At 65.8% G+C, this 17149-nt stretch carries 13 protein-coding genes; 9 read left to right on the top strand and 4 right to left on the bottom strand.

The annotated features are described in order from the left end of the window. The first annotated feature begins 99 nt into the window (after positions 1–99). The 7 genes from aroB (at position 100) to HUK82_RS02315 (ending at position 10163) form a co-directional block, all read left to right on the top strand. Positions 100–1815 carry a 3-dehydroquinate synthase gene (gene aroB / locus HUK82_RS02345; RefSeq protein ID WP_176612448.1) on the top strand — a complete coding sequence of 572 codons (1716 nt, stop codon included), beginning with the start codon at positions 100–102 and terminating at the stop codon, positions 1813–1815. Positions 1816–2129: 314 nt separating this feature from the next. Next, a complete protein-coding gene (locus HUK82_RS02340; RefSeq protein WP_176612423.1) occupies positions 2130–3263 on the top strand; it encodes an OmpA family protein in 1134 nt (377 codons plus the stop codon). Between the two features lie 63 nt (positions 3264–3326). Further along, positions 3327–3854, top strand: a complete 528-nt coding sequence (locus tag HUK82_RS02335; RefSeq protein ID WP_176612422.1) for a GtrA family protein — start codon at positions 3327–3329, stop codon at positions 3852–3854. 69 nt (positions 3855–3923) lie between these two features. Further along, entirely contained in the window at positions 3924–6581 is a 2658-nt protein-coding gene (gene alaS, locus HUK82_RS02330) for an alanine--tRNA ligase (RefSeq protein WP_176612421.1), read from the top strand. 259 nt (positions 6582–6840) lie between these two features. Then, on the top strand, positions 6841–7527 hold the full coding sequence (locus HUK82_RS02325; protein ID WP_176612420.1) for a carbonic anhydrase: 687 nt from the start codon (positions 6841–6843) through the stop codon (positions 7525–7527). 58 nt (positions 7528–7585) lie between these two features. Beyond that, on the top strand, positions 7586–8428 hold the full coding sequence (locus HUK82_RS02320) for an endonuclease/exonuclease/phosphatase family protein (protein WP_373318256.1): 843 nt from the start codon (positions 7586–7588) through the stop codon (positions 8426–8428). 187 nt (positions 8429–8615) lie between these two features. Next, complete coding sequence (locus tag HUK82_RS02315) at positions 8616–10163, top strand: carbohydrate porin (protein WP_176612418.1); 1548 nt, start codon at positions 8616–8618, stop codon at positions 10161–10163. Between the two features lie 16 nt (positions 10164–10179). Here HUK82_RS02315 and HUK82_RS02310 read toward each other — a convergent pair whose 3' ends face one another. Continuing rightward, positions 10180–11100, bottom strand: coding sequence for a transglutaminase family protein (locus HUK82_RS02310; RefSeq protein WP_176612417.1), 921 nt, complete (start codon positions 11098–11100; stop codon positions 10180–10182). Further along, positions 11097–13493 (bottom strand): circularly permuted type 2 ATP-grasp protein, encoded by a 2397-nt coding sequence (locus tag HUK82_RS02305; protein WP_176612416.1) that lies wholly within the window; start codon positions 13491–13493, stop codon positions 11097–11099. The genes HUK82_RS02310 and HUK82_RS02305 overlap by 4 nt, the downstream gene beginning before the upstream one ends. A 142-nt stretch (positions 13494–13635) precedes the next feature. Here HUK82_RS02305 and HUK82_RS02300 point away from each other — a divergent pair, with 142 nt between their 5' ends. Next, complete coding sequence (locus HUK82_RS02300) at positions 13636–14619, top strand: aldo/keto reductase (RefSeq protein WP_212647810.1); 984 nt, start codon at positions 13636–13638, stop codon at positions 14617–14619. Between the two features lie 46 nt (positions 14620–14665). On the opposite strand, the gene HUK82_RS02295 is transcribed toward HUK82_RS02300, so the two are convergent. Next, positions 14666–15754 carry a zinc-binding metallopeptidase family protein gene (locus HUK82_RS02295; RefSeq protein ID WP_176612415.1) on the bottom strand — a complete coding sequence of 363 codons (1089 nt, stop codon included), beginning with the start codon at positions 15752–15754 and terminating at the stop codon, positions 14666–14668. A gap of 107 nt (positions 15755–15861) precedes the next feature. Here HUK82_RS02295 and HUK82_RS02290 point away from each other — a divergent pair, with 107 nt between their 5' ends. Beyond that, positions 15862–16578 (top strand): hypothetical protein, encoded by a 717-nt coding sequence (locus HUK82_RS02290; protein ID WP_176612414.1) that lies wholly within the window; start codon positions 15862–15864, stop codon positions 16576–16578. A 10-nt stretch (positions 16579–16588) separates the two neighbouring features. Here HUK82_RS02290 and HUK82_RS02285 read toward each other — a convergent pair. After that, positions 16589–17149 (bottom strand): phenylalanine--tRNA ligase subunit beta-related protein (locus HUK82_RS02285; protein ID WP_456304192.1); only part of this gene is annotated, 561 nt, incomplete at its 5' end.

Below are 17149 nucleotides of genomic sequence, written 5' to 3'. Positions count from 1 at the left end.
GAGTATCAGGGCGAAAAGCGAACGAAACAGCCGGTCGTCGTCGCGCGGGACCGACACAGCGGATGGCTGCGCCTCCTGCTCTATGTTAGGTTGGCGATCATGTCACGCACCATCCTGCCCACTCTCGCGTCCCCCCCCGACGCTTTGGCCGTCGACGCGGAATCCGCGCAGCGCACCGCGACCGCCGGACGCAGCAACATCGTCCTCGTCGGTCTTATGGGTGCCGGAAAGACGACCGTCGGGCGTCGTCTGGCGCAGCGTCTGGAACTGCCCTTCATCGACGCCGACGCGGAAATCGAACGGGCCGCCGGTTGCACGATCGCCGAACTGTTCGAACGTCACGGCGAGGCGGAATTCCGCAAGGGCGAAAAGCGCGTCATCAGTCGCCTGCTGGCAGGCCGCGCCGCCGTGATCGCGACGGGCGGGGGCGCCTTCATGGACGCGGACACGCGCGCCCTGATCCGCGCCCGTGCCCGGTCGGTCTGGCTGCGCTGTCCCCTCTCGACCCTCCATCGTCGCGTGCAGGGCAAAACCCATCGTCCGCTTCTGAACGGAAGCGACCCCATCGTGGCGCTCGAGCAACTGATCGCCGTCCGCTACCCCATCTATGCAGAGGCCGACATCATCGTGGACAGCACCGACGACAGCGTGGACAACGCCGCAACGCGCGTGATCGAGGCGCTGGCCAACCACCCTCAGGCCCGTCAGGTCCACGTCGGGCTGCCGCATGACGCCTATGATGTGACTATCGGCGAAGGTTTGATCGCACGCGCAGGCGCACTGCTGGCCCCGGTCCTGCCGCAAAAGCGCGTCATCGTGATCACCGACGAGACGGTGGCGTCCCTGCATCTCGACGCCCTCATGGCGTCGTTCGAACGCACCGCCATCGCCGCGACCGCCCTGACGGTTCCGGCCGGAGAATCGTCCAAGCGTCTGGAAATTTTCGGTCAACTGAGCGACGGCCTTCTGGAACAGGGGGTCGAGCGCCGCACCACCGTCGTGGCGCTCGGTGGCGGCGTGGTCGGCGATCTCGCGGGTTTCGTGGCCGCAAGCACACTGCGCGGACTGCCCTTTGTGCAGATCCCCACGACGCTTCTCTCGCAGGTCGATTCCTCGGTCGGCGGCAAGACGGGGATCAACAGCCGCTATGGCAAGAACCTGATCGGAGCCTTCCATCAGCCCATCGCGGTGCTGGCCGACATATCGGCCCTCCGGACGCTCCCGCCCCGCGAAGTCCGGGCCGGATACGCCGAAATCCTCAAGGCAGGGCTGATCTCCGACCCCGCGCTGTTCGAATGGTGCGAGCGGAACGCGCCAGCCGTGCTGACGGGCGATCCGCAGGTCCTGTCGGAGGCGGTCGAGCGCGCCTGCGCCTTCAAGACTCGCGTCGTGCTCGATGACGAACGCGAGGAAAAGGGTGAAAATGGCCGCGCCCTGCTCAATCTGGGGCACACGTTCGCCCATGCGCTGGAAGCCGAGATGGGTTTCGACGGCCGCCTGTTACATGGCGAGGCCGTTTCGATCGGGCTTCGCCTCGCGTTCGACCTGTCGGTACGGCTGGGTGTCTGCCCGGCCGATGACCTGAAACGTATAAGCCTCCATCTCGAACGCAACGGAATGCCGGACCGGATTGCATGGCTGAACCAGCGCCTGAGCACGGAGGCGCTGCTGGATCACATGAAGCGAGACAAGAAGATGCGTGACGGACAGTTGTCCTTTGTTCTCGCACGCGGAATCGGCGCCGCGTTCACGTGCCGCGACGTACCGGCCGACAGTGTGCGGGCACTCTTCGACGATGAGGGCTGCGTGCCCTGATATTGCCCCAATCAGGGCAGAAGCACACGTCGGCGTTACCCTGCCATGCGTTAAGTTCCTATCAGCTGGGCATTTTGTTCTGTACAGACGCAATGCTGAGATTTGCGGCATGTGGCGCCCGTATGCACCCAAATCCTCCCGCGCTCCGGACTGTGCTAAAATTACCACAGTTCACGGGAGATCGTTTTTCCGGGGTGTCAGACGGGTTCCTCTGCCGGAACCTTAGGTTCTATAGGGGGTTTTGCATCACGCTGGGACGATGCCTTCTTGGTGGCGCCGTCTCGAACTTGATGATGATAAATGAGGACGAAAAAATGCGTCTACGCTCGACGTTACTCGCTACGGCCCTGATCGCCGCAGCACCGGTCGCCGCCTCGCAGGCGAGCACGATCACGGGCCCGTATGTCGATCTCGGCGGCGGGTATAACCTGATGCAGGACCAGCACGGGCACTTCTCCAATGGCACGCTCGAGGGCGGTCAGACCGGGTCGCGCGCTCGTCTGCGTCACAAGGACGGCTTCACCGGCCGCGGCGCGGTTGGCTGGGGCTTCGGCAACGGTCTGCGCGCTGAAGTCGAAGGCGTCTACAACTACTCGCAGATCAACCATCTGCGCGCCACGTCGGCTCCTGGCAGCACCAGCGGCAGCACGCAGGAATACGGCGGCCTGATCAATGTCCTGTACGACATCGATCTGACCCAGTTCGGCATCAATGTGCCTGTTACTCCGTATGTCGGCGTTGGCGCCGGCTACCTGTGGCAGCACTTCAACCCGGTGCAGACGAACTTCGCCAACGGCGTTGTTAACCGCATCGGCGGCACGAACGGCGGCTTCGCCTATCAGGGCATCGTCGGCGCAGCCTACGATATTCCGGGCGTCCCGGGTCTGGCCGTCACGGCGGACTACCGCATGATGGGCACGACGTTCACCGACGGCTCGTTCCGTTCGACCAGCTATGGTCCGATGGGCAAGATCGCCGGCAACGCGAACTTCGACCACGCGTTCCGTCATCAGTTCAACGTGGGCATCCGCTACGCCTTCGATACGGCTCCGCCGCCGCCGCCGCCGGCTCCGGTCGTCGTTCCGCCGGCTCCGACGCCCGCGCGCACCTATCTGGTGTTCTTCGACTGGGACAAGTCGGTCCTGACCTCGCGTGCGCGTGAGATCGTGGCCCAGGCAGCTCAGGCTTCGACGCACGTCCAGACGACCCGCATCGAAGTCAACGGCTACACCGACAACTCGGCTGCTCACCCCGGTGCGCGTGGCGAGAAGTACAACATGGGCCTGTCCATCCGTCGCGCTGACAGCGTGAAGGCTGAGCTGGTTCGTGACGGTGTCCCGGCGAACGCCATCGACATCCACGGTTACGGCGAGGCCCACCCGCTGGTGCCGACGGGTCCGAACACCCGCGAGCCGCAGAACCGTCGCGTCGAGATCATTCTTCACTGATCTCGTCCCGGATTTCGGGAAAAAGGGGTGCCCTTGGGCGCCCCTTTTTTTTATGAGGATCAGATGGACATCGCTTCTGATCCGGCCCCGCTCTCGCCCCCCGCCGACCCGGCTGTCGATGTGGTTCCGGTCGACCCGCTCGTTACGCCAACGGCCGAGGCACTGGCCCCCGCGGGCGCGACGCTTGCCCAGTTTTTCCGGTTCGGATGTGTCGGCGCGCTCGGTTTCGTCTGGGATGCGGGAACCGTCTATCTTCTGCGGCCGGTGGTCGGTCTCATGACGGCCACGTTCGTCGCCTATTTCGTTGCCGCCAGCCTGAACTGGCTTGCCAATCGCCTCTGGACCTTTCGGCATGTTGCCTCCGACGCCGGGCTTCTGCGCCAGTGGCTGCACTTTCTCGGCGCAAACACGGTGGGTTTTCTGCTCAACCGCAGTGCGGTGTACACGCTGTTCCTGACCGTGCCGCTGTGCGTGGCGTATCCTCCTCTGGCGCTGGCCGTCGGCGCGTTGACCGGGATGTTCGCCAACTTCAGCCTGTCGCGGCGTCTGGTCTTCCGGGTAAAGCGCCCATCCGCCAATGGACGTGACTAAGTTGCTGCGCTACGTCAGGACCACACGCGCCTGCCGCGCGCCCATTATCCGGACCAGCCACCTCGCACCATGACCAGCACCAACGATATCCGCGCGACGTTCCTCGATTATTTCGCATCGAACGATCATCAGATCGTCCCGTCATCGCCGCTTGTTCCGCGTAACGACCCGACGCTTCTGTTCACCAACGCCGGAATGGTGCAGTTCAAGAACGTCTTCACCGGCCTTGAGACGCGCCCATATCAGCGTGCGACGACCGCGCAAAAAGTGGTTCGCGCGGGCGGCAAACATAACGATCTGGACAATGTCGGGTACACGGCACGCCATCATACTTTTTTCGAGATGATGGGAAATTTCTCGTTCGGCGACTACTTCAAGGAGCGCGCGATCGAGCTGGCATGGACGCTCATCACAAGGGACTTTGGTCTTGCGAAGGACAAGCTTCTGGCCACGGTCTATTCCGAGGACGAGGAAGCCGCCGCCCTGTGGCGCAAGATCGCCGGCCTTCCGGATGACCGGATCATCCGCATCCCGACGTCCGACAATTTCTGGCGCATGGGCGACATCGGCCCCTGCGGCCCATGCTCGGAAATCTTCTACGACCACGGCCCGGACGTCTTCGGCGGCCCACCCGGCTCGCCGGATGAAGACGGCGATCGCTTCGTCGAGATCTGGAACCTCGTGTTCATGCAGTTCTTCGAGGATCCGCCGGGCACGCGCACGCCCCTGCCCCGCCCGTCCATCGACACCGGCCTGGGGCTAGAACGATTCGCCGCCATTCTCCAGGGCAAGCGCGACAATTACGATACCGACACCCTGCGTGCGCTGATCCTGGCGTCGGCCGACGTCACCGGACAGGACCCGGACGGAGCGTTCAAGGCCAGTCACCGTGTAGTGGCCGACCATCTGCGGTCGACCGCGTTTCTGATCGCTGACGGCGTCCTGCCGTCCAAGGACGGGCGCGGCTATGTCCTGCGCCGCATCATGCGCCGCGCCATGCGGCATCTGCACATGATGGGCACGCGAGAGCCGGTGTTCTTCCGTCTGGTCCCAGCCTTGATCCGGCAGATGGGGGCCGCATACCCCGAGCTGGTTCAGGCCGAGGCGCTGATCGTCGAGACGATGCGTTGGGAAGAAGAGCGTTTCAAGGCGATGCTCGAACGCGGGCTTGCCCTTCTGGCCGACGAAACCGGCCGGCTGGGCAATGGCGAGGCTCTGCCGGGCCCCGTCGCGTTCAAGCTGTACGATACGTTCGGCTTCCCGCTCGATCTGACGCAGGACGCTCTGCGCGAACAGGGGCGCAGCGTCGATGTGGCGGGTTTCGACACCGCCATGTCCGAACAGCGCACGCGCGCACGGGCCGCCTGGGTCGGGTCGGGCGACTCCGCCTCGGAGACGATCTGGTTCGAGGCGCGGGACCGCTTCGGTGCCACCGAATTCCTGGGCTACGAAACCGAGACGGCCGACGCCGAGATCACGATGCTGGTCGAGGGAAACCGCGAGGTCACATCCGCCGGCCCGGGCACCGGGGTCGCGGTACTGCTGAACCAGACGCCGTTTTATGGCGAGAGCGGTGGTCAGGTGGGCGACACCGGCATCCTGTCGGCGCCGGGCGTGCGCGTCGCGATCACCGACACCCAGAAGAAGGCCGGCGACCTTCTGGTCCATTACGGCACCGTGATCGAGGGCGAGGTACGCCCCGGTCTGGCGGTGACGGCGGCGGTCGACCATGACCGCCGCTCGGCCATCCGGGCCCACCATTCGGCAACGCATCTGCTGCATGAGGCACTCCGGCGCGCTCTGGGCACGCATGTGACGCAAAAAGGCAGCCTGAATGCGCCGGAGCGGCTGCGCTTTGACATCAGCCAGCCGCGTCCCGTGACGGCTGATGAGCTCGCCGCGGTCGAAGCCTCGGTAAACGCGCGCATTCGCGAAAATTCGGCCGTATCCACACGCTCCATGACGCCCGAGCAGGCGGTCAAGGACGGCGCGATGGCCTTGTTCGGCGAAAAATACGGCGACGAGGTCCGCGTCGTGTCGATGGGCGACGGCGAGGACGGGCGCAAGGCATATTCGATCGAACTGTGCGGCGGCACGCATGTCGGCCGAACGGGCGATATCGGCCTGTTCCGCATCGTCTCCGAAAGCGGTGTGTCGGCAGGCGTGCGTCGGATCGAGGCTGTCGCCGGAGTGGCGGCGGAGAAAGCCGCACTGCTGGCGGAACAGCGTCTGTCCCAGATGGCGTCGATGTTGCGCGTCGGCACCGCCGATGCACCCGAGCGTCTGGCCGCCATTCTGGACGAACGTCGCGCGATGGAGCGGCAGATTTCCGAGCTTCAGCGCAAACTCGTGACGGGCGGCGCCACGACCGGGGGGGCCCCTCCGGCCGCCGAGACGGTTGGCGGCGTGTCGTTCGCGGCGCGCAATCTCGGCGATGTGCCGCCGCGTGAACTCAAGACCCTGGCCGAAACCATCGGCAAGCAGCTGGGTTCGGGCGTCATCGCGCTGGCGTCGACGGCGGAAGGCAAGGCCAGCGTCGTCGTCCATGTGACGCCGGACCTGGTCCCGACACAGGACGCGGTGGCGCTGGTGCGCGCGGCGAGCGTGGCGCTCGGCGGGAAAGGCGGTGGAGGACGGCGGGAAATGGCCCAGGCCGGTGGTCCCGATGCCACCGCGGTCGACGCCGCGTTCGATGCGATCCGGACTCTGCTGGCGGCCGGGGCCTGAACAGGCCTGTTGGCAAGTCTGTGAGTAAGTCGCCTATATTACGGAAATTCCATGATTTTCGTGTATAGTTCGTATCTCACGATGAGTCATGGATGACATATCGTTGCCAGGGCCGGTTTTTTCGTAAAGGGTATGATCTCGGGCTTTTGTCGCAAGTTGGACAACGTCACATGGGGTGACCACAGGTCTCGCTTCGTTTCATGTCGCCCTCCCGGCGACGCCGGAGCGGAACCGACACCCTTGCTCAAGGAGGACTACCATGGCCGACACATCCGCTCGCGCGTCGCTGATCGAACTGCTTCACGGGGTCAAGACCTTCAACACGGACGTGTTTCCGAAGGAGAAGGAACTGTTCGCGGAACTCGCCGACGGGCAGTCGCCGGACACACTCTTCATCGCGTGCGCCGACAGCCGCGTGAACCCGAGCCTGATCACCCAGACCAAACCCGGCGAACTGTTCGTCCTGCGCAACATCGGCAACATTGTCCCCGCTTATGGCGAGATGCTGGGCGGCGTTTCATCGGCGATCGAATATGCCGTGATGGCGCTGGGTGTGTCGCACATCATCGTCTGCGGCCATTCGGACTGTGGCGCCATGAAGGCGCTTCTGAATCCCGATCCCTCGGCGCTGGACAGCATGCCGACCGTACGGTCGTGGCTGCGCAATGCCGAAGCCGCACGCGCGGTGATCGCGACAAAGCTGGAGGCCACCAGTGCCGGTCCGGCGTCGGTGCAGAGCATGGCCGAGCAGAACGTCCTGTTGCAGATCGCGCACCTGCGCACGCATCCGGCCGTTGCCGCCGCTCTCGCTCGCGGCACTCTCATTCTTCAGGGCTGGTTCTACGACATCGAAACCGGTGCCGTGACCGTTCTGGACGAGCAGACGCGGCAGAGCATCAGCGTGGACGAAGCACTGTCGCGTCTGGAGACGTCCGCCGCGGCATGACGGCGGCCTTGTGACGGACGCGCGCAGGTATGGGACGCGATCCCTGTGTCGCGGCCTCGTGTGCGTGGCACTGGGATGTTTTCCCGCCCATGTCGACGCAGTCCCCCTTAAACTGGCGACGTGGAACCTGGCGTGGCTGACCAGCCGGGCGGCGGGGGATCCGGCCCTCCCGCCGGACGTCATCGGGCATAGCGAGGCCGACCTGTCCCGACTGCAGGCCTACGCGCGCCGTCTCGATGCGGACATTGTGGGGATCGAGGAAGTCGACGACGTCAAGGCGGCACAGCGGCTGTTCCCGACGCCGCTCTATTCGGTCGTGCTGACCGATGACGACGTGGTGCAGAAGGTCGGTCTGGCCATAAAGCGGCCCTGGACCGTTACACGCAATCCCACCCTTCGGGAGCTAGACGTCTCCGACAAGGCGGCCGCCCACCATCTGCGCAGCGGCCTGGACGTTACTGTGCATAACGGCCCGCACGCCCTGCGAGTATTGGTCGTGCACCTCAAGACGGGGTGCTGGGACGATCCGCTCGGCGAACGGGGCCACTCCTGTCCGATCCTGCGCCAGCAGCTTGCCGTGCTCGACAACTGGGTGCTGGAGCGGCAGGACGAGGGTGAGCCGTTCGCCATCATCGGCGACTTCAACCGCCGCATGACGTCCGGTGATCCGTTCTATCAATCGCTCGCGCAGCAGGGCGGCGCGCTGACCCTGACGACGGCCGGACTTGCCAGCCCCTGCTGGGGCGGCGAGTATTTCATCGATCACATCCTTCTGGGGAATCAGGCCCGCCAGTGGCTCGACACCGGAAGTCTGCGCGTCTTGACCTACCAAGAACCGGCGACAGAGAAGCCGCACCTCTCCGATCACTGTCCGGTATCGGTGACACTGACGCCGCGATAATAGAGCTGCGACACAGCCACCGATCGGGCCGCTTGCCACGGAGATGCCCGATTTCGTTATAATAGTGAGAGTCGTATCGAACTTTACCCGGTTCGTTGCGTCATTTCCGCACATGCACAAGAACAAAAAGGTAATCGCCATGACGATGACGACAGGCCACTCCATCTATAGACCGGCCAGCCGCTAGATGGCCCGTCTTTCTCTCGCCGTCGCATTCACATTTCCTGCCTGTCTCACGCTTTTTTCCGCTTCATGGCCAGGCTATACCGGCGCCGCCCGGGCAGAACCCGCCGCCGTCCAGAAAATCACGACGCGGGGAAAAACCACCCACGTCGTGGCCACGCCGCGCGCGCGCTACAATTGGGATCACGCCGCACCGGACCAGACAAACGAATATCCGTCCGAGCGCGTGAACACACCCTTGGGCGCGGACAAGTTCGAGAAGGAGGCCGTGCCGCCCTTGCCGCGCCCCGAAGCGCTTCTGCCGGACCCGTACGGCTGGAACTCGTGGCTGCGCGAGCGTGGCGTGGCGCTGCTGCTGGACAACACGAACGAGATGTCCGGCATGATCACGGCGCCCACCAAGGGTTACGGGCTGCGTCAGGGGGCGAGCACTGCCGGGCAATACTCGATCGAGAACGACATTGACTGGGAACGTCTGGCGGGTGTGCGAGGTCTGTCCACCCACGCCGTGATCGTCGGGCGCTACGGCATTCCGGCGAGCCGGATGTTCGGCGACAATCTCAACCCGAGCCAGGAAATCTACGGCGGCGGTGGCAATGTCGTCGTCCATCTGGTCTATGCCTACGCCGAAGAAACGATGGCCAAGGGGCGTTTCGATGCCGCCGCCGGGCGCATGTCGTTCCTCAGCGATTTCTCGTCCAATCCGCTCTACTGCAACTTCATGAACAACTCGTTCTGCGGTAACCCCAAGGCATCGTCGGACAACACGACGCATGCGTCCTATCCGGACGCGAACTGGGCACTGCGTCTGCGGGGTCGTCCCAGCCCGCACACCTACCTCCAGGTCGGCGTCTATTTCTCGCAGTCGCAAAGCATCTACGGCGTCCAGCAATATCGCACGGGCTTCAAGTTCAATGGCGCGGATATCGACGGTGAGGCGATTCCGGTCGAACTCGGCTGGGAACCGGTGTTCGCCCACGGCACACTGCCCGGGCACTACAAGCTAGGCTACGCGCGCGATACGGCCGATCACAAGGACACCTACTACGACGGGAACGGCAACCCGTTTGCGCTGACCGGGCTACCCGCCCGCACGGTGCATGGTTCGTGGTCGGCGTGGGCGCTGGCCGACCAGATGGTCTATCACCATCCCGGCGGCGCGCCAGAAGCCGGCATCACCCTGATCGGGACGGCCTATTTCAATAACGAGCAAACCCAGACCCGTGGCCAGCAATACAGCTTCGGCATGCTCGATCGCGGGTTCTGGGGTTCGCGGCCGCAGGACGCGTTCGGGATCAATTTTTCCTATGTCCGGGTATCGGGAAAACTGACGAAGACCGAACGTCTGTATGCCATGCAGGGTCTGGCGATTCCCAACGGGTCGCTGCTGCCGCAGACCTACGGCGCGGTCATTGAGGCGATGTATCAGATCCACGTCTTCCGGGGCATCACGTTCGCACCGGACTTTCAGTACTATTTCAACCCCGGCGCACAGATCGGCCTGCGCAATCAGGCCATGCTGGGCTTCAAGAGCCACATCGAACTGTTCTGACCGTCAACGGCCGGCCCTACCCCGGGGCCGGTCGTTTCTCTTCGGGAAAGAGCACGCCGCGCGCCTGTGCCTCATCGCACGGCAGCAGATCGACCTCGACGGACATCGAGCCACGGCCGCCGCCCAGTATCATGCCGCGCACCGGGCTGATGTCCCGATAATCGCGCCCATAGGCCGTGATCACGTGCTCGCCCCCGCCTAGAATGCCGTTCGTCGGGTCGAACCCGACCCATCCCATCTCTGGGCCAAGCCACACCCCGACCCAGGCGTGCGACTGGTCGGCGCCCAGCAACTGGGCCGCATCGCCTCGCGGATAGGTACGGATGTAACCCGAGATATAACGTGCCGGCACGCCCAACCACCGCAGACCGCTGATCATCAGATTGGTGAAATCCTGACATACGCCTGCCCGTCCATCGAGAATCTCGTCAATGGTGGTGGCAAGCCCGGTCACGCCCGCGCGAAAGCTGAAATCGGTGTAGATTCGGCGTGTCAGGTGCATCACCGCGTCCCCGATGGGCCGACCCGGTGTGAACGACGTCGCAACCCATTCTCCCGCGCGCGCGGACACCGGGCAAGCCGGACTGGCCAGCGTGAACTCGGCGGCCTGCCAGGCCGAGGCGTCATGGCGCACGGCCCGGACGACACTTTCCCACGCGGGGCCCGGGGTCAGGCTGCGAGTCGGCGCGACCGACACGTCCGAGACGGCGGTCAAGACGAATGACGTATGCGGTTCCTCATGAAAAAGGCATGCGATCGGGTTGCCGAAATAGTCCGTCCCGTCCGTCCGGCGCGACGCGGGAGGGTCGACCAGCAGGGTGCTGCGCACGACCTCCTGTCCTGATGCCGCGCGTGGCGTCAGGTGGACCAGATGCGTGGCCAGATCGACCGGCGTTTCGTATGCGTAGCGCGTGACGTGGCGCACCCGGTAGATCATGCCCCGCCCTCACTCTCGCTGGTGTCGCCGTCGCCGAACGAGTCGAGGCTGTGGGGCGCCAGAACCACGAAATAGCGTCGCATGATCTTGCGAGAAAGCGCGAACAATTCCCCCCGCACCGCTTCGAGACGCGGCGAAAGGTCTGCCAACACCGGTGTGACATCGGGGTCGGCCAGCGCCGCGACGTGGTCCAGAAGCACACGCCCTTCGGCCGCGAGGGACGCGCCCGGATCCATGTCCCCCTCCAGCGACCACAGCGTGGCCTCTATCGCGCGCGCCTGAAACAGGAGGCTGCGCGGATTGCCCTCGTCACCGAACAACAGCGCGAGTGCGGTCGCCGGCACGATCTCGACACCATAGCGGGCCCGGTAGGTCAGGGTACTGTCGAACAGTTCGACGGCCAGCCGGGCGCCATCGTGCCAGCGCGCGGCGCCCCCTCCGACCAGCGTATTGCCCAGCGCGCCGGTCAACAGGCACAGCCCGGCCCCGCGCTCGATACGCCTGCCAAGGTCGAGGAACTGTCGCGCGCCGAGCCGCACCATGTTTTCGGACGTCAGACCGGCGAACATGGCGCAGAAGCGCAACGCATGACGGCAGAAGGCCAGCAGCGCCATCTCGCGCCCTTCACGCAGGTCGGGCCCCAGCCGGGCCGCCTCGATCCGAAGGGCGCGCGTCTCCTCGTCGATCGTGTCGAACAACTCGACGCTCAGACGGTCGCGCAGATCATCGGCAAGAGACCGCAGCCGCCCCAGAAGCTGGGCCGGACGCTCGTCATCGGCGAACAGCGGCGCCAGCGCGTTGCGCAGCAGCCCCATGCCCGCCCCCTCCCCGGGCCAGACAAGGCGCGGGTACCACGCCGCCAGCACCGCGAACAGCACGTCCAGCTCCGCGCGCTCGCGCGGGGATGGCCGGGCGCGGGCCAGCCGGGCACCGATCATCGCGACCACCCGGATGCCGGTCTCGAACTGCTCGACGTACCGACCCAGCCAGAACAGGTCGTCGGCGGCACGGCTGGGCAGATCGCCCTCGCCGCGCATGGCCAGTTGGGTCACACCCTGACGGTCCGCCGGTCCCATGATGCGGGTCGCGTCCTCGGCCTCCACCCAGACGTCGCGCAGCAGCCGACAGGGCGCGTCGTAAAAGCCACCCGCATCCGGGGTGCGGGCGACACCCCCCGGCAGCACGCGCCAGTCGCCGCCGTCATGGACGACGAACATCCGCAGGACGAACGGGCGGGGCTCCAGCGAACCGGCCGCGACGGACGGCACCGTGGAGAAGACGGGCGCAGGATAGGCTACGCACGGTCCGGCAGGCTCCGCCTCCGCGCGCACCGCGACCGCCCTTCGGTCCAGCGCAGCCCGGAACCAGCGTGACGCGCCCCAGGGCGCTATACAGTCCTCATCCCCTATCACCAGATGCTGGGCGATATCGGGCAGACGCAGTGTCCCGATGCCGACGTGACGCGCGATACCGTCGGTGCAGGCACCCAGCCAAGGCATCTCGATCAGCGCGGCGCGCGGATCGTTGAGCAGATGCACCGTCCCCGCCCGCGCGGCCTCCATCAGGCCCGCGATTCCGTCGCCGATCCCGTCGGCGAACTCCATCGGATCAAGCAACGCGATGTCGGCCTGCGACAACAACCCGTCGACCGGACGCAAGCCACGCACGGTCTTGAGCCACAGGGTCGCGTCGCGCACCGTCAGATCCCGTGTCTCGACCAGAAGCGCGTCCAGCCTGCGGGCCAGCGTCAGGTCGTCCTCGCGCCAGCCGGAGCCGCGTGGACGCGACAGGACCGCCAGACGCGGGGCCCGGCCGGACGACGCGCACGCCCGGCGCAGGTCGTCGCCCCAGTTTTCGAACGCTGCCCCCGGACGTTCGAGGTCATAGCTGCTGAACAACTCACCAACCGCCGGCTCCATCTGCCGACGGGCGTCGACCATGGTGCCGATCATGTCCAGGCGCGCGGCCTTCTGGGCCACGACGCGCCACTGGCCCTCTGGCCCACGCACGAGATCGACCGCGAAGGCCCGCAGCAACCGACCGCCTTCATCCCCGAACTGCCCCATCCGAACGAAACCGGACGAGCCGAACAGCAGCGACGGCGCAATGATGCCTGCCGCCAACAGCGTGCGCTGGCCATAGACATCGGCAAGGCAGGCGTCGAGCAGGTCGGCGCGCTCCAGCAGACCGCGTTCGAGGTCGGCGAACGTCCCCCGGTCGAGCAGCAGCGGGACCGGGTCGCAGGCCACCCCGCCGGGCAACGCCAGACGCGCCGCCCGCTCGGACAGTTCAGCGGCTCCAAGCTCGTTGATCGACGCCAGCAGCGCCCGCCAGTACGGACGCACACCGCCGATCCCGTCGACCATCTCATCAAAAGGCAGCGTGACGCTCATGCTTGGTGTTGTGGGGGGATTTACGGCAAAGGGCAATTGCCGTGTGATGCCGTCCGCGACCGCGCGCGGCATCCCCAGGCCAGGGAGAGGGTCTGGTCAGGCCGCGCGGGGTCAGTCGTTCCATCATGCGAGGAGACTCCCGATGATCGCGCAGGACACCCTGTCCATTCCCGGCATTTCCACCCCCGTTTCGCGCGTCGCCCTGGGCACGTGGGCGATCGGCGGCTGGATGTGGGGCGGCCCCGACGACGACAACGCCATTCGCACCATCCACCGCGCCCTGGACGAGGGCGTCAACCTGCTCGACACCGCCCCGGTCTACGGTTTTGGCCATTCGGAAGAGGTGATCGGCCGCGCGCTGGCGGGACGGCGCGACAAGGCCGTGATCGCCACCAAGGTCGGGCTGAACTGGAAGGACGAAAAGCCGTTCCGCGACAGCACACCCGCCCGTATCCGGCAGGAAATCGAGGAGTCGCTGCGTCGGCTGAAGACGGACTATATCGACCTCTATCAGGTTCACTGGCCCGACGACAAAACGCCCATCGCCGAGACCGCCGAAACCCTCGCCGCGCTGGTGAGGGAGGGCAAGGTCCGCGCTCTGGGCGTTTCGAACTATTCCGTCGAGCAGATGGAGACGTTTGCCGCGCACGCGCCACTGGCGACCGCACAGCCGCCCTACAACCTGTTCGAACGTGGGATCGAGGCCGATATCCTGCCGTATCTGGTCCGGCAAAAGCTCGTCGGCCTGGGTTATGGTCCCCTGTGCCGTGGCCTGCTGGCTGGCCGGATGACGGCGGACACCACGTTTCCGAAAGACGACCTGCGCAGCGCCGATCCCAAGTTTCAGGCCCTGCGCTTTGCCCAGTATCTGGCCGCCGTCGACAGGCTGCGCGCGCTGGCCGAACGCCATGGCACGTCGGTCATGGTGCTGGCGATTCGCTGGGTGCTCGATCAGGGTCCGATGATCGCCCTGTGGGGTGCGCGCAAGCCCGCGCAGATCGACGGGGTGTCCGACGTGTTCGGCTGGCACCTGTCGGACGAGGATCGGGCAGAGATCGACGCGATCCTGAAAGAAACCATCACCGACCCGGTCGGGCCGGAATTCATGGCGCCGCCGAACCGCTGATATCGCCACGCGCCGGGGCGAATGCCGCCCCAGTGCGAACCCCCTGTCAGGCCGGAACCTCGTCACGCGGAACCTCGCCGTGCACAAGGCGATGGATGAACGCCACCTTGTCCAGAACGGCGTTGTTCAACAGGAACGGGTAGAACTCTCCCAGTCCCATGGACCGGTTCAGGGCCGTCTCGACCGATGCCAGCGGAAACCAGGCATCGCGCACGCGGTCGAACGCGCCCGGCGCGTAGGGATCGAAATCGATCGCGACGGTCAAGGCCGCCGGGTCGGGCACGTCGGCGCGCAGGCTCATCCCATAGGACGACGCCGTCTCGAGCGCATCGACGATGTGCAGGTAATGGGCCCAGCTCTCCGCGAAGTCTTCCCACGGATGCGACGCGGCATAGGCACTGACGAAATCGTTCTGCCACCCGGGACGCGGCCCGTTGGCGTAGTGGGTTTGCAGGGCCTCGTTGTAATCGGCCCGGTCGTCGCCGAACACGGCCCGGCAGGCATCGAGACACCCGGCGTCGCGCACCAGTACGTTCCAGTAGAAATGCCCGATCTCATGCCGGAAATGACCAAGCAGCGTGCGGTAATATTCCCCCATGCTGACGCGCATCTTCTCGCGCTCGATATCATCCGCCTCGCGCAGGGCGATCGTGATGATGCCGTCCGCATGCCCGGTCAGGACGGGTGTGCCGTCAGGCTCCTGGCCCTTGAAATCGAATTCCAGGCCGCCTTCGGGGTCTTCCAGACGCGTCGGCGCCGGAAGGCCGAGCCGCACCAATGAATAGAACATGCGATGCTTGGCAAGTTCGAGCTTTTCCCAGCGCGTTTCGTTGCCCTCGATCGTCAGGTCGGGGATGATCTTGTTGTGGCGGCACGCGCGGCAATAGGTGTCGTCCGTGCCGTCGTCGCACAGCCAGTTGCACACCCCATGCTGGGCGTTGCCGCAGAGACGGAACAGGCCGTCGCTCTGGCCGGACGCATCGCGCCAGCCCGCTCCGTCTCCCTGTTCGTCGCGCTCGAGCGTGATGAAGACGTTCCCGGCCGGGTGATAGCCTATGGGCAGGTCGCAGACGCCACAGCGCTCATTGTCAAAAAAGACGACCTGCTGGCATCGTCCGCAGGAGAACAGTTTCATGCTGACCTTTTCCATCCTCTCGCACGCAACGGGAATGCCGCATCACGCGTCCGGCTTCGAACGCACGAACCGGCCCGGGGATGCATCGACCCGAAGGAGTTCCACCCATGCCCGACGACGCGGACTGGCCCGTCTATTCCCTGGCGCACGACGTGCGGGTCGAGGTCGGGCGCCGCGACGCGCCCCCTCTGGCACCGGAGGTGGAAGCCCGCGTCGACGCGCTGTGGGACGCCGCCCGGGACGCCCGCCCGACTTTGTTCAATGGGCGCGTCTTCAGCGCGGACGCCATCGCCCCGGACCTGATCACGGGCCACTGGACAGAGTTCCGCCGCGTGTTCGCCCAGATGCGTGATCCGGGACTGGTCGGCGCCCTTAACCTGCGGCCGCTAGCCGTCGTGGGGGTGTTGCAGGCGCCCGAGGGCATCGTGGTGGGCCAGCGGGCAGCCGATGCCATCTACCAGCCCGGTCGCTGGCAGGCCTGTCCCGCCGGCAGCGTGGAGTCGCGGGACGGCGACGACACCGTCGACCTGCATGCCCAGCTTCTGGCCGAAGCGGACGAGGAACTGGGCCTCGACGCGACCGCCGTGCGTGTCGGACGTCCACTGGTGGGGGTTGAACATCCCGGGACGCGTATCGTCGACCTGGCGTTCATGCTGCACACGGCGCTGCCGATCCCGGAGATCGAGGCGCGCTGGAAAGCGCGGGCCAACCGCGAGTACGCCGCCCTGCGCGCGCTGGTTCCGACGTCCGACCAGCACGCCACGCTGACCCCGCCGACGCAACGGTTCCTGGCCGCCCTGCGCGTGGTCGCGCAGGGCGGCTAAACACTGATCCTCAGCGTAGGGTGGCGCCGGTTGCCTTGGTCACGGCGGCCAGTATCCGGGCGCAGACCGCTTCGATCTCCGCGTCCGTCAGACTCTTGTCGGTGGGCTGAAGCGTGACTTCCACGCCCAGCGACTTGTGCCCCGCCTCGATCTTGTCGCCTTCATACACGTCGAACAGCCGCACTGCGCTGATCAGGGTCCGCTCCGCGCCGCGTGCCGCGCGAAGCACCGTCGCCGCGTCCACGTCGCGCGCGACGACAAACGCGAAGTCACGGGTCAGCGGCTGGAACGGCGACAGCGCGACCGCCGCCCGGCGACGCTTCTTCGGATCGGGAATCGCGTCGAGGAACAACTCGAACGCCATCACCGGGCCTTCGCACTTCAGCGCACGCTGAACCGACGGGTGCAGTTCGCCGAATGTGGCGAGCACCGTCCTGGGGCCCTGTCGAACCACGCCCGACCGCCCAGGATGGTAATGGCGCGGCGCGTCAGCCGTGACACTGGTCGCCTCCGGCGGCACGCCCAGCGCGGCCAGTGCCTCCCCCACGTCGGCGCGGACGTCCCACGGATC

This window comes from Ameyamaea chiangmaiensis (assembly GCF_013376175.1).
Lineage (GTDB): Bacteria > Pseudomonadota > Alphaproteobacteria > Acetobacterales > Acetobacteraceae > Ameyamaea > Ameyamaea chiangmaiensis.
The sequence above is the reverse complement of the archived record's forward strand: the minus strand, read 5'-3'. Positions and strand labels throughout refer to the sequence as shown.